Here is a 13042-nt window from a genome sequence, read left to right on the forward strand (position 1 = left end):
CCGTGCAGTCCAGACTAATATGTGAAAAGGATTGATTGATCATGAGGATAAAAAGAATAACAACGGAAATTGATTTGCAAGCAGCGCTTGAGATTAGAAAAGCAGTATTCATTGAGGAACAGCAAGTACCTGAATCCGATGAATTTGATCAGTTCGATACGCTTGAGGAACAGTGCGGGCATGTCTTGGTTTATCATGAAAATCAGCCTGCCGGCACAGGACGTGTCCGCATTGTAAACCATACAGGCAAGCTCGAACGGATCTGCATCCTCAAGCCTTACCGCAAATACGGGTTGGGCAAAGTAATCATAAGCGAATTAGAAAACATGGTAAAAGAAAAAGGCATCACCCAATGTAAACTGCATGGACAAACACATGCGGAAGGCTTTTATCACAAACTGGGCTATCAGACAGATTCACCGGAATTTATGGAAGACGGCATCCCGCATGTCTTGATGACAAAAGAGCTGTGAGCTGTCACTAATGAGCAGCCAAACGGCTGTATGAATTATTTACCGAAAGCCTTGTATAAAGGCTTTTTTTCATATTCTGAAACTCACAACTAAAAGGTATGTGTGCGCAGCCGGTGCTTGTCACAAATGGCCGCCACAAAAAAATCAAAGCTGGAATAAAACCACCAATTTATAATGTTTTCATTTCTTAAATAGTCCGATCAAAAGCTTTTAATCTATTAATAATTAACAGTTTAAGAGATTGTGGAAAAAGCTGATTCTCTCTAATATGGACTGCTGACGCGTTACATTTTTTCTATCTTCACATATCTTTAATACTAAGTACGTTGTAAATAGATTCCAGGAGGAGATATGAAGTGGAAGAAACGAGTATGGAGCCATCACGGCTCTGCAAAGAATTTGCTAGAATTCTCAATTCAACGCCCAGTGTCGTAAATGGCGTATGTACGGCGACAAGATTTCGAAGCAACATTCATCCGGTGGTACTCGGAAGAAGAGCCGAGGCATTTCCTTTTATTCCTCAGGCCTTTTCATTTGAAAGCATGGACCGGGAAGGCAGAGCTTTATGTTTAGGTGAGACTGTTTTACTGCAAGAAGAAGTGAACCCGTTAATGAGTGAGCTGCGCAAATTCGGTATCATCGTAACGGCCGTTCATAACCATTGGCTGTTTGATAAACCGCGTCTGATGTTTATGCATTTTGAATCAATTGATAAACCTCTCAATTTTGCAAGAAAAGTGAGAGAAGCCTTTAGGGTTCTAACTACCAAAACTGTGCGTGCTGTACCAAAAACTGATGGGGAAATGATTGAACGGCATGGTCTTTGTGACGAATTCAACGATATTCTAGGCGGAACCATGCATACGTTTGAAAATGGAATTTGTACAGTAATGAGATCACGAACAAATATAAAACCGGTTGTACTGGGACGGCCCGGAAGATCATTTTTGCTCATTCCGCAAATGTTTTCATTTGAATCAATGACAAAAGACGGCCGTGCTCTTTGCAGCGGAGAAACTGTCATTCTGCAAAAAGAAATCAATCCTTTTATCAGCGTCCTTCGGAAACATGATCTGATTGTAACATCACTTCACAATCACTGGCTGTTTGACAAACCGAGACTGATGTATATTCATTTCGAAGCGATTGATAAACCTGTCAACTTCGCCTTAAAAGTGAGAGATGCTTTAAAAGTGCTTACTGATAAAGAGGTCAAAGCTTAGCATGTTTCGAAGTATCAAAAAGCGATTAATATAATCGCTTTTACATATGATCAACCGAAAAACAAAAAAGAGGTCAGACATTTTAATGTTAAAAAACAGCCTTATAGGCTGTCGTTTTGTGTATATTCTATTGATGAGTTTATACTACTTCATCCCGCATTCCATACAAGCTCTTTATTTCTCAATGGCTTTCTACATGTCGTTGTGCAAACACCTTCTTAGCCACTGAAAGAGCATTAAGTACACGCGGGAAGCCTGTATAAGGAACCAATTGGGTAATACTCTCTACAATCTCAGTCGGTGTTAATCCGGATGTAAGCCCTGTATTGATATGAAGTTCAAGCTGAGGCTCGGTTCCTTGCGTTACAAGGGATGAAATGGTAACAAGCGCACGTTGTTGATTGGTTAATCCCGGCCGTGAATATATATCTCCGTAAGCAAATTCTATAATGTACTTACTTACATCTGGGGCGATATCTTTCAAGTCTTCAGAAATCTTTAAATGCGTAGAGATTTTATCATCGCTTGTTAAAGTGTACTCCATTAATTTGTCTAATCCTTGTTGGTAACGGCTTTGATCCATTTGAATTTCCTCCTGAAAGATACTTATTTTCTGACATAAGATAATATATCGCAGCCCTCTCTAACCGTAAAATACATAAAAACTATAAAAACCATTCATTTTTTTCATGAGTTATCTTGATCTGCGTAATTACTCTTACAAAAAAATGAAATATACCGGATAAATTCGCGTACTGCGTGTGAAACGTATTTACCTTTTTTTAAAATAATCGCCACTTTCCAAGGAATTGATGGATTAACAATGGAGATTGCCTTAACTAAACTTTGATCAGTCTTTTTCACTATAGACTGAGGGAAAATGGAGATACCTAGTTCTTCTCCAATCATTTCGCTGATAAAATCCCATTGAGAACTTTCATAAACGATATTTGGACGAAAACCGGCTCTAATACACTCTTGAATAATCCGATCGTGAAGAGAAAAGTCTTCACTAAACAGGATGAAAGGTTCATTTTTCAAGTCTTGCATTTCCACAATCTCTTTATGAACAAGCGGGTGAGCGGAATGAACGAAGAGCATCAGTTCTTCATTAAGCAATGGAATGATATCAAACTGCTCTTTGTCCACTGGTTCAATAACCACGCCAAGATCCAGTACCCCATCTTCAACCTCCTGTTTCACCTTGTTTCCCCCATGTTCTATCAGCTTGATGTTCACATCAGGATACAATTGCTTAAATCCTTTAATGATTTTAGGAAAAAATAAAACACCGATAAGCGGCGGTATTCCAATTTTCACTTTTCCTTTTTTTAAATGTAAAAGATCGTATAAGTTCGTCGACAAGTCATCTATTGACTTCATAATCATTTGGCCTTGCTCAAATACAATTTCGCCCGCATCTGTCAATGCGATCTGTCTAGCGGATCGATCAATGAGCTCAACCTTTAATTCCTCTTCCAAACTTTTAACCATCTTACTTAAGGCAGGCTGTGACAAATGCAGATTTTCTGATGCCTTAGTAAAACTGTTGGATTTAGCAACTTCAAGAAAATAAGTGATTTGGCGTATATCCATCGTATGATCTCCATTCCATAAGTTTAACGAATACATTATATTCTTTTTATTCATTTTACTTATACAATTGCCGGGTGTAAACTTTTAGGAGACCAAAATGTTTCCTGGAGGGGTTACTATGAGTAAATTATTAGAAAGTAAAGTTGCTCTTGTTACAGGCGCGGCTAGCGGAATTGGTTTAGAAATTGCACGTGAATTCGCTAAAGAAGGCGCAAAAGTGGTAATTTCCGATTTGAACGAAAAAGCCGTGCATCATGCAGCTGAGGAACTCAAGGGACAAGGATATGAAGTCCTGCCTGCGGTTTGTGATGTAACAAACGAAGAACAAGTTGAAAAAAGTTTCTCTAAGACACTTGAAACCTTTGGGCGACTGGATATTCTGGTAAACAATGCGGGGATTCAGCATGTGTCGGATATAGAAAACTTCCCGACTGATAAATTTGAATTTATGCTGAAATTAATGCTTACTGCTCCTTTTAGTGCGACGAAAAGAGCGTTCCCTTTGATGAAAAAACAAAAATTTGGCCGCATCATCAATATGGCTTCCATAAATGGTTTAATTGGTTTTGCAGGGAAAGCAGCTTATTGCAGCGCTAAACACGGTTTGATCGGTTTAACTAAAGTATCAGCATTAGAAGGAGCGGAATACGGAATTACTGTCAACGCCTTGTGTCCGGGATATATCGACACTCCATTGGTGCAAAACCAGTTACAAGATATTGCAGAGACTAGAGGCATTTCTATAGAAAAGGTGTTTGAAGAAGTCATTTACCCCTTGGTTCCTCAAAAACGTTTGTTAACCGTGCAAGAAATCGCTGATTACGCAGTATTCCTCGCCAGTGACAAAGCTAAAGGTGTTACAGGGCAGGCCGTCGTAATGGATGGCGGTTATACAGCCCAATAATCTAAATTTCATCTGCAAGAGTCATAGCGCTTTGGATTAAATGATTTACTCTTCAAGAACCAAGCCGCTGTTCTTCTAGGAGAGACATAGCCATACAGATTGAAGTTTGAATAAAAACAAGGAGAGCAGAAATTAACCTTTTTTTGACATTCGGCATCTTAACTTAAGAAAAGCCGCTTTGTTGGCGGCTTTTTTATCCTGAATCCTTTAATGTGAGAATGTTAAAAAGCAGCGGGATAGTTGTTGTCTTGCAGAATGCGAAGAAGTTGTTGGGATTCTTTTACAAAGTATCGGTGAAGCTGCAGATAAGTGTGTAAGATTCCCCTCTCCCCATAATGCGCCCGCCCTTTTCATCTTAGCAGCATGAGCATCCGGCAGAGTAGATTTAATGCTATTCTGCTTCAATTTTTCTTCAATTGTTGGTATTCTGGCAACGAAATCTTCATAACGCTGAAATTGGCCAAACGGTATACTTAATTTTCCGGATACATATATAATCAACTTGAAAGACCGTTAGAAATAGTCGAAGAAAAAGCTGCAGCTGTAAAAATACAATCTAAATGGACATTGATGGAGTATGCGTCGACAATATAACAATTAAATTAATTCAATTCGGTTCCTCTTTCCCTAAAGAAAAACTTGTGCCTAAAAATCAGGCCCATCATCCATCTTCAGTCTCCAAACATTATCAAGCCTTGATGAGGCAAGCAAACACGGGGTATCATAGTAAAACACACCAAAAAAGATCTCATTATCCAAAGTCAGATTGAGTATTTTTAGTTGTATAAGATAAAGGAGGAAATAGATTGACTTTACATCATTTTATTGGGGCTGACAAAGAACTTCCTATTGGTGAGTATGGCAGGAATCCTACACTTAAGCCCATTTCTGAACTAAAAATAAAAGGAATTGATGTCAACAAATGCTCTCAAGTTAAAAAAAATCGAAAGAACAGCGAAAATTCACTTGTAAAGGTTTATGACACAGAGGAAGATGCATACGGAATTGATATTGTTCATTTAGATCCTGAATATGAAGCAGTCAGAAACAAATTCACACATCCTTATATATATGAATTACAAGGGTACTTACACGCCAACAATACACCTGGCCAACGTAAATCTATTAAATCACTTTTTCTTTTCATCGAAAAACACTTGTCAAAAGGTGAATCAATTGAAATATATTCCTGCTTAGATGGATATGAAGATGAAGATAAAGATGAAAGTATGGATGTCGTTATCAATTTAAATAATTCACAATTTGGAAAACATATAAAGTTTAAAGATATAAATCACCTTAGTCATATATTCTATTTGGAAGATAAACAATATGTATTAGTCAAGAAATAAACAAAAAATCCCAATTGAATAATTTTAATTTTATTTTTCAAAATGCACTTTTAATCCTGGTATGCTCAATATTCTTTGTATTTCTTTATCATCTTCAGTATCGATATAACTTTCTTCTTCATGAGAGCATGTTACCAACCACTCCTTTCCATCTTTAAAAAAAGACAAGAAAGAATAACTAAACAGCATTATGGTACAGTAAATCTATATCAACAAAATGCGAATGAAAGCAGGTGACCCCATGCCAAACAATAGTAAACCCAACAGTTTAATCACGGAGAAGTCCCCCTATCTACTCCAATACGCCCACACCCCCATAAACTGGCACCCGTGGGGAGAAGAAGCCTTTGAAAAAGCAAAACGCGAAAACAAGCCGGTTCTTGTCAGCATCGACTATTCGACTTGTCACTGGTGCCATGTCCCTGTTTTTTAGTAATCATTATATATTTATCTGCTTGCCAATTCCTTAATCATCAAACCCAATTCATAAATTCCCTTTTGAAGGTCTTCATGAGATGCATAAGCATATGATAAGCGAATATAATTCCCTTTTTCTTGAGCATAGATACTGCCGAGATTGAGAAGTATCCCTTTTGTCAAAGCTTTTGTATAAAGTGATTTCATAGATAGTGGAGGCAATATTTTTACCCAGACAAAGAATCCTCCCTTCGGCATATTCCATGCAGCGACATTCTTCAAATTGGTTTCTAAGAGACTCATGACCAATTGTCTTCTCACCTTTAATTGACTTCTCACCTGTTCTAGATGTTGCTGGTATTCACCGGATGTAAACCACTCTGCCGCTACTCTCTGGGATAACGAACTGGAGCCGTAATCTGTTTGCATTTTTATGTCGGATAAACGTTCAATCACTGGTTCCGGACCGACGATCCATCCAATCCTCAAACCCGGACTTAATGTTTTCGATAAACTGCCTATGTAAAGCACATGCCCATTTTTATCTATTGTTTTAATAGGATCTGGAGGAATCTCATCTATCCATAACTCACGATAAATGTCATCTTCAATAATGGGAAGCTGTGCATTCTCACTTGCCGCAAGGATTTCTTCTCGTCGCCGTTCTGACATTAAAATACCTGTCGGGTTATGAAAACAAGGATTTGTATATAAGATAGCCCTCCCTCGCTCCCCCCTTGCCATGTGGATATGTTCAGGCAAAAGTCCATCATTATCCATAGGAACTCCAGTCAGCTTCATACCGGCTGATTGAAATACGTGTAATGAATAAAGATAGGAAGGCTGGTCAAGATAAACGGTCGATCCCCTTTGCAAAAGCCCCATTGATATCAGCTGTAAGGCTTGCAGTGCGCCCGAAACAATAAGAATGGAAGAAGGAGAAGCTTGAATGCCGATTGTTCTTAAATAGCCGCTTAATGCCTCTCTCAAAGGTAAATATCCTTTTGGTTCCTCATACCCGAATGCCTCTATGTTTTGAGATACCTTTCCCATCATCTTTTTCATAGCAGCTAAAGGAAAAATCTCCTTTGAAAGTTCTCCTTTACTGAGCTGTATAAGATCGGAGTTTGATTCTGATTTATTGATCTCTTGAACGATTTTTTGGCTTGGCTGCTGGATTCCAGAGGTTACATACTGATCCCAATCAGGGGCGGAATTCTTAGCCAAAAGTGTCCATGTATTGTTCGTAACAACTGTCCCTTTGCCCATTCTGCCTTCGATTAATCCATCCGCCATCAATTCCTCTAAAGCTGTAATGACTGTGCTCCTATTCACCTCAAAGTGTTTGGCAAGCGTGCGCTGGCTTGGAATCTTACTTCCAATCGGCCATTCTCCATTTCCTATTTTCTCTTTTATAAATTGAATGATTTGTATGTACTTAGGAAGCTTTTTCATCTTTTTTTCTTCTGGAGCGCTCATAAAAAGTATCCTCCTTAAAGTGGTTGGGTCAAAATCTATTTAACTGGTTGAAGTCATATCATCAAATCTTTATTAATATAGAAACACATTAAATAACTGGTTGGTTTTTGTAAAGAGGAGTGAGAAAGATGCGAAAGAAAACAGTTCGAATCGGCATATCTTACAGTCTGATGATTGGGTTGTGGGCATCAGCTTTCCCGGGAATTCGCGCGGGTTTGGAGAGTTACACACCGGAACACCTCGCTTTGTTTCGCTTGTTGATTGGGTCAATGGCACTGTTGGTTTTTGCTGTTTTGACTCATATGCGTTTACCTGACATGAAGGATATCCCTGCTATCTTATCTTTAGGATTTTTAGGTTTTGCACTATATCACATTTTGCTGAATATCGGAGAAAAAACAGTCAGTGCAGGGGTAGCAAGCTTACTCGTGACCATGACACCTATTTTTTCTGCAATGTTATCTCGTCTGTTTTTTGGTGAACATTTTGGGCTTTATAAATGGATTGGCTCTATCATAAGTTTATTGGGTGTGTCGATCATTTCATTTGGGGCAGGAAACTATACAAATTCAGTGAACGGCATTTTGTTAATCCTGCTGGCAGCTTTTTCGGAGAGTATTTATTTCGTTTTTCAAGCCCGCTATATAAAAAAATATGGATTTATTCCATTCGTTACATTCACTATTTGGGGCGGGACAGTACCTATGCTTGTATTCTTGCCTGGCTTAGGGGAAGAGTTTTTGAACGCTTCAATGAACTCAACATTGTCTATCGTTTACTTAGGCTTATTACCAACGGTTGTGCCTTACTTTGCACTTGCGTATGTAACTTCACTCGTCGGTGCTTCAGAAGCAACCATTTCACTTTATTTAACACCAGCCATAACCTTGGTCATTTCTTGGGTGTGGTTAGGTGAAGTGCCCACGTTTATTGCACTGACAGGCGGGATGGTTACAGTCGCCGGGGTGTGTTTCACTTATCTAACAGTAAATAAAATGATAAAGATTTTAAATCCTTACTTCTTATCTAAAAAGCAATAAGGTGGATGAAGTCTTGTCAGCATGGCCGTTCGACTTACCATTGATCACATATTTTGTACCAAATGAAAAGGCCCGGATGAAAAAATCAATTCATCACAGGCTGGTGCCATTACACTGAAAACAACATTTTTTATCAAAGCACAAGATTCACCCATTGTCTGTATTTATTTCGAAAATACTTTTCTCTAAGAAAAGTTGTAAGTTAAGAAAAAATAAGTTAGAACATTAAAATGAAATTTATTTTTTCCAGTTCTTCTCTATAAATCGAAGTGCAGGCTGTAAGTTAGTTTTGTTCGCAATTTCAATGACAGTTGGAACCACAGAAGGGTCTGTTAAGGATAAGCTTGGGATTCGTGGATTTAACCGGAAAAAGCGATCACCCAGAAGATTAAAGCTGACCATGGTTTCATAGTAACCTAATCCGCTGCCGACAACTGAAAGGAATGGTAGCAAAGGCTCGTTGGGCGCTCGGTCCAGAAGCACTCCCCAATTCGGAGGAAGATTCTCCAGATTTTCAGGGCGTATGTTATCTGCACTTACCATTCCCCATCCCTTCGTATCTCTTCTCAACCGAGTCGGGGCTTCACCTGTTCCAATGGATAATACCGCAATTTCATCCAACGGTACGTTGGCTTTACCCACTGCAAACGCGATACTAGGTGTACTAGGGTTGGCTGAAACTACATACCCGTCCGCATAGTTTTGATAGGCGCGTTGCGTCGCGGGAGCAGCGCTGCTCCGCAGTATGACATCACTCACTTTCTCATTTAAATAGGGAGAACCGGGAAAGTTGTGAAATAATACAGGCGTCCAACGATCCAGTTTTGGAGAGTATAATTTGAATGAAGGGACAACAATTCGTTTTCTTACATCTTTGAGACGAAGATCTGCCGGGAAAAAGTTTCGTACCGCTTTAATAAAACCTGAATATGGTAATTGCTGATTAAAAACAGGTCCTCCTGGCCGGGAAATACTAAATGCGGGCAAGATTTTCTCCTTAAAATATTGGAATGTCTCCTGCGGTGATCTTCCGCTTGCTAACGCAAGGGCCGTGAATGAACCGATTGAAGTTCCTGAAAATACATGGGTTCGGCTTATTAACTTTGGGTTTTGCCTAGCCAGTCTGTTCAATAGTTGTAAACTTAAAGCACCTAAAGTACCGCCCCCATCAAAAGTCATGATACGATATTTTGCCAAATTGTTTTCTCCTTTCTAATTTGATCTATCATTCAGTATATGTTTATCCCGTGTCTCTTGTATGGATGGATGAATGCTCTTATGCTAAATGTTGTTCGATTGATTAATATTATGGTTTTAATGTTAGGACCGCTTATCAATGGAAGTATTAAATTCAATCCTTGTGGTACAGTAAGGATGAGGAAAACGATGTGAAAGAAGGTGATTAGATGCCAAATAATGGTATAGCCAACAGTTTAATCACGGAGAAGTCACCGTACTTACTCCAACACGCCCACAACCCCGTAAACTGGCACCCTTGGGGAGAAGAAGCCTTTGAAAAAGCAAAACGCGAAAACAAGCCGGTTCTTGTCAGCATCGGCTATTCGACTTGTCATTGGTGCCATGTAATGGCTCACGAGTCCTTTGAGGACGAAGAGATCGCCGGTATGTTAAACGATAAATTCATAGCCATCAAGGTTGATCGTGAGGAGCGGCCTGATGTGGATTCCGTGTATATGAGAATCTGCCAGCTGATGACGGGGCAGGGCGGGTGGCCGCTGAACGTGTTCGTCACACCAGATCAGAAGCCGTTTTATGCGGGGACGTATTTTCCGAAGACGAGCAAATTTAACCGTCCGGGTTTTATCGATGTGCTTGAACATCTGTCCGAAACGTTTGCGAATGACCGGCAGCATGTCGAGGATATCGCCGAAAACGCCGCCGCTCATCTTGAAGTCAAGGTTCACCCGGCTGAGGGCATGCTTGGCGAACAGGCGGTTCATGACACGTATCGCCAGCTGGCCGGCGGGTTTGACACGGTGTACGGCGGGTTCGGCCAAGCTCCGAAATTTCCGATGCCGCATATGCTCATGTTTCTGCTTCGCTACTACAGCTATACGGGCAAGGAACAGGCTTTGGCCGGCGTAACCAAGACACTCGACGGCATGGCGAACGGCGGAATTTTTGACCATATCGGGTTCGGCTTTGCCCGCTACTCGACTGATAATGAATGGCTCGTGCCGCATTTTGAGAAAATGCTGTATGACAACGCCCTTCTCCTGACCGCATATACGGAAGCCTACCAAGTCACGGGTAATGAGCGCTACAAACAGATTGCGATGCAGATCGTCACGTTTATTCAGCGGGAAATGATGCATGAAGACGGCAGCTTTTTCTCAGCTTTAGACGCTGATACCGAAGGCCGTGAGGGGAAATATTACATATGGTCCAAAAAAGAAATCATGAACCTTCTCGGTGATGAACTCGGCCCGCTTTACTGCAAGGTGTATAACATCACAGATCAAGGCAATTTTGAAGGCGAAAACATCCCGCACCTCATTTTCACGCGGCGTGAGGCCATCCTCGAAGGGACCGGCCTCACAGGACATGAGCTGGCCGAACGCCTTGAAGAGGCAAGAACTAAATTGCTGGAGGCCCGTGAAAACAGAAGCTATCCGCATACAGATGACAAAGTGCTGACCTCATGGAACGCGCTCATGATTGCCGGGCTGGCAAAAGCCGCAAAGGTATTTCACGAGCCTGACTTTCTCAGCATGGCGGAAACAGCGATCCGCTTTCTCGAACGGCACCTCATGCCGGACGGGCGCGTCATGGTCCGCTATCGCGAGGGCGAAGTGAAAAACAAAGGGTTTATCGATGATTACGCTTTTCTCATCTGGGCTTACCTTGAACTGTATGAAGCGGGTTTTAATCCGTCTTATCTGCAGAAAGCGAAAACGTTATGTACAAGCATGCTGGAGCTGTTCTGGGATGAACGGCACGGAGGTTTCTTCTTTACGGGGAATGATGCTGAGACCCTTCTTGTCAGGGAAAAAGAGGTTTATGACGGGGCCGTGCCTTCCGGAAACAGCGCGGCTGCCGTACAGCTGCTTCGTCTCGGCCGCCTGACGGGTGACATATCACTGATTGAAAAAGCCGAAGCGATGTTTTCCGTGTTCAAACGGGAAATAGAGGCCTATCCGAGCAGCAACGCTTTCTTCATGCAAAGCGTACTGGCACATACAATGCCCCAAAAAGAAATCGTTGTTTTCGGAAGGAAAGATGACCCGGACAGAAAACGTTTCATTGAGGCGCTTCAGGAGCATTTCACTCCCGCCTATACGATTCTCGCCGCAGAACATCCGGAAGAGCTTGCCGGCATTTCTGACTTTGCCGCGGGTTATCAAATGATCGATGGGAAGACAACGGTCTACATTTGCGAGAATTTCGCCTGCCGGAGGCCGACGACGGATATTGATGAAGCGATGAACACCTTACAAATCAGCAGCAGAGCCTAGGCGGCCTGCTGCTTTTCTTTTTTCACAAAACGGAACGCGAGCCATGCGAAGATGATATTGATCACCAGAGTCGATATGCAATCATATATTTCATAGCCGCCGGCTGCTGTTGTAAATATCGACGGAATGCCGCCGTACACCGAATGATCCTCTGTGAGAAAGATAAATAAAAACATATTATTGGCAGCGTGACCGCCAAGGGACATCTCCAGACTGCCCGTTTTAATCGTGATAAAGGTCCAGATCATGCCGATGGTGACATATCCGATTCCCGCCCAGAAAGCTCCATTTTCCATCTCCGGATTTCCGAAATGAAGCGCGCCGAATAATCCGCCGATAATGACCGTCAGAACCACCGCATTTGCCGTCAATTTTCCGGCGAACTGAAGCAGAAAACCGCGAAAGAGAAATTCCTCCGCAGAGGTTTGAATCGGAACCAATAAGACGGCCGCCGCTAACAGCAGCAGAAAACGTGAAGCATGGAATTCCTGAAGCATGAAACGATCCGGATGAATTGTAAAATCAATCAGCCCCGCGATAAACATCAGCACAACATATGTGCCGAATCCAAAGAAAATCCTCTTCCAGTTCAGCGACTGATTCGGTGTGATAATAGATAAAAACCGCCGTTTCATAATGAAACGAACCGCTATCCAAATGCCCGGGATCGCTATGAAATAGACGATATGCTGTAAATAAATATCCGCCAGCGGGTCACTTAATGCCGCCTCATCCCAATTTATCGTCAGTGAAGGATTGAAAGCGGACGTGAGAAACATATAAAACACGGTCAGTATGCTTCCAAAAAAGAACAAACCCACAATGACCAACAGAGAAAGGAGATATCTCGATACGCTATTTCTTCCCTCTGCTGGCCGTACAAACGTATTCATATTTATGCATCAACTTCCTTTCCTTCAACATTTTACAATATAAACAAAATCAGATATAGGAAATGTTATATATTTTAAGAAGAAAGCGCTATGCCGTTTCCTTTGGCTCTGGTTATTTACACTCTGTTTTTGCCAAAAAAAGACCTTTATAATGTATTCGTCAGATAAATTTACAGTATTTTCTGATCA

Annotated in this window: 11 protein-coding genes and 1 pseudogene; 7 read left to right on the forward strand and 5 right to left on the reverse strand. The window is 41.2% G+C overall.

From position 1 onward, the window contains the following. The first annotated feature begins 41 nt into the window (after positions 1–41). Both MY7_RS17740 and MY7_RS17745 read left to right on the forward strand, forming a co-directional pair. A complete protein-coding gene (locus tag MY7_RS17740; RefSeq protein ID WP_007615033.1) occupies positions 42–473 on the forward strand; it encodes a GNAT family N-acetyltransferase in 432 nt (143 codons plus the stop codon). A 356-nt stretch (positions 474–829) separates the two neighbouring features. Beyond that, positions 830–1696 carry a DUF1259 domain-containing protein gene (locus tag MY7_RS17745; protein ID WP_007615034.1) on the forward strand — a complete coding sequence of 289 codons (867 nt, stop codon included), beginning with the start codon at positions 830–832 and terminating at the stop codon, positions 1694–1696. 181 nt (positions 1697–1877) lie between these two features. Here the strand turns inward: MY7_RS17745 and MY7_RS17750 are convergent, their stop codons facing one another. Continuing rightward, positions 1878–2279: a carboxymuconolactone decarboxylase family protein gene (locus MY7_RS17750; RefSeq protein WP_007615035.1), complete on the reverse strand. Its 402-nt coding sequence runs from the start codon at positions 2277–2279 to the stop codon at positions 1878–1880. Between the two features lie 104 nt (positions 2280–2383). After that, a complete protein-coding gene (locus MY7_RS17755; RefSeq protein ID WP_029325789.1) occupies positions 2384–3292 on the reverse strand; it encodes a LysR family transcriptional regulator in 909 nt (302 codons plus the stop codon). Between the two features lie 118 nt (positions 3293–3410). Between MY7_RS17755 and MY7_RS17760 the strand changes: the two genes are divergently transcribed. From MY7_RS17760 to MY7_RS19450, 3 genes and pseudogenes are all read left to right on the forward strand, one after another. Beyond that, complete coding sequence (locus tag MY7_RS17760; RefSeq protein WP_029325790.1) at positions 3411–4196, forward strand: 3-hydroxybutyrate dehydrogenase; 786 nt, start codon at positions 3411–3413, stop codon at positions 4194–4196. A gap of 806 nt (positions 4197–5002) precedes the next feature. Next, complete coding sequence (locus tag MY7_RS17765) at positions 5003–5548, forward strand: hypothetical protein (RefSeq protein ID WP_007615038.1); 546 nt, start codon at positions 5003–5005, stop codon at positions 5546–5548. Positions 5549–5789: 241 nt separating this feature from the next. Continuing rightward, positions 5790–5969 (forward strand): annotated as a pseudogene (locus MY7_RS19450) (DUF255 domain-containing protein); the annotation flags it as partial. 26 nt (positions 5970–5995) lie between these two features. Here the strand turns inward: MY7_RS19450 and pdxR are convergent. Next, the gene (pdxR, locus tag MY7_RS17770) at positions 5996–7444 is read right to left on the reverse strand and encodes a MocR-like pyridoxine biosynthesis transcription factor PdxR (protein ID WP_007615040.1); all 1449 of its coding nucleotides are present in this window, start codon (positions 7442–7444) and stop codon (positions 5996–5998) included. Between the two features lie 128 nt (positions 7445–7572). On the opposite strand from pdxR, the gene MY7_RS17775 reads away from it, so the two are divergent. Further along, a complete protein-coding gene (locus MY7_RS17775) occupies positions 7573–8484 on the forward strand; it encodes a DMT family transporter (protein ID WP_007615042.1) in 912 nt (303 codons plus the stop codon). Between the two features lie 237 nt (positions 8485–8721). Here the strand turns inward: MY7_RS17775 and MY7_RS17780 are convergent, their stop codons facing one another. Continuing rightward, a complete protein-coding gene (locus MY7_RS17780) occupies positions 8722–9681 on the reverse strand; it encodes a patatin-like phospholipase family protein (protein WP_007615045.1) in 960 nt (319 codons plus the stop codon). Positions 9682–9890: 209 nt separating this feature from the next. Between MY7_RS17780 and MY7_RS17785 the strand changes: the two genes are divergently transcribed. Next, complete coding sequence (locus MY7_RS17785) at positions 9891–11960, forward strand: thioredoxin domain-containing protein (RefSeq protein WP_007615048.1); 2070 nt, start codon at positions 9891–9893, stop codon at positions 11958–11960. Here MY7_RS17785 and MY7_RS17790 read toward each other — a convergent pair. Beyond that, positions 11957–12853 (reverse strand): CPBP family intramembrane glutamic endopeptidase, encoded by an 897-nt coding sequence (locus MY7_RS17790; protein WP_029325791.1) that lies wholly within the window; start codon positions 12851–12853, stop codon positions 11957–11959. The two genes, MY7_RS17785 and MY7_RS17790, sit on opposite strands and share 4 nt — an antisense overlap. Positions 12854–13042: the final 189 nt, after the last annotated feature.

Origin of the sequence: Bacillus sp. 5B6, from assembly GCF_000259405.1 — a bacterium.
Classification (GTDB): Bacteria; Bacillota; Bacilli; order Bacillales; family Bacillaceae; genus Bacillus; species Bacillus velezensis.

Excerpts from the sequence above, each read along its gene's own strand:
- MY7_RS17740 (WP_007615033.1), top strand. The coding sequence starts at position 42 with ATGAGGATAAAAAGAATAACAACGGAAATTGATTTGCAAGCAGCGCTT.
- MY7_RS17750 (WP_007615035.1), bottom strand. The coding sequence starts at position 2,279 with ATGGATCAAAGCCGTTACCAACAAGGATTAGACAAATTAATGGAGTAC.
- MY7_RS17755 (WP_029325789.1), bottom strand. The coding sequence starts at position 3,292 with ATGGATATACGCCAAATCACTTATTTTCTTGAAGTTGCTAAATCCAAC.
- MY7_RS17760 (WP_029325790.1), top strand. The coding sequence starts at position 3,411 with ATGAGTAAATTATTAGAAAGTAAAGTTGCTCTTGTTACAGGCGCGGCT.
- pdxR (WP_007615040.1), bottom strand. The coding sequence starts at position 7,444 with ATGAGCGCTCCAGAAGAAAAAAAGATGAAAAAGCTTCCTAAGTACATA.
- MY7_RS17775 (WP_007615042.1), top strand. The coding sequence starts at position 7,573 with ATGCGAAAGAAAACAGTTCGAATCGGCATATCTTACAGTCTGATGATT.
- MY7_RS17785 (WP_007615048.1), top strand. The coding sequence starts at position 9,891 with ATGCCAAATAATGGTATAGCCAACAGTTTAATCACGGAGAAGTCACCG.
- MY7_RS17790 (WP_029325791.1), bottom strand. The coding sequence starts at position 12,853 with ATGAATACGTTTGTACGGCCAGCAGAGGGAAGAAATAGCGTATCGAGA.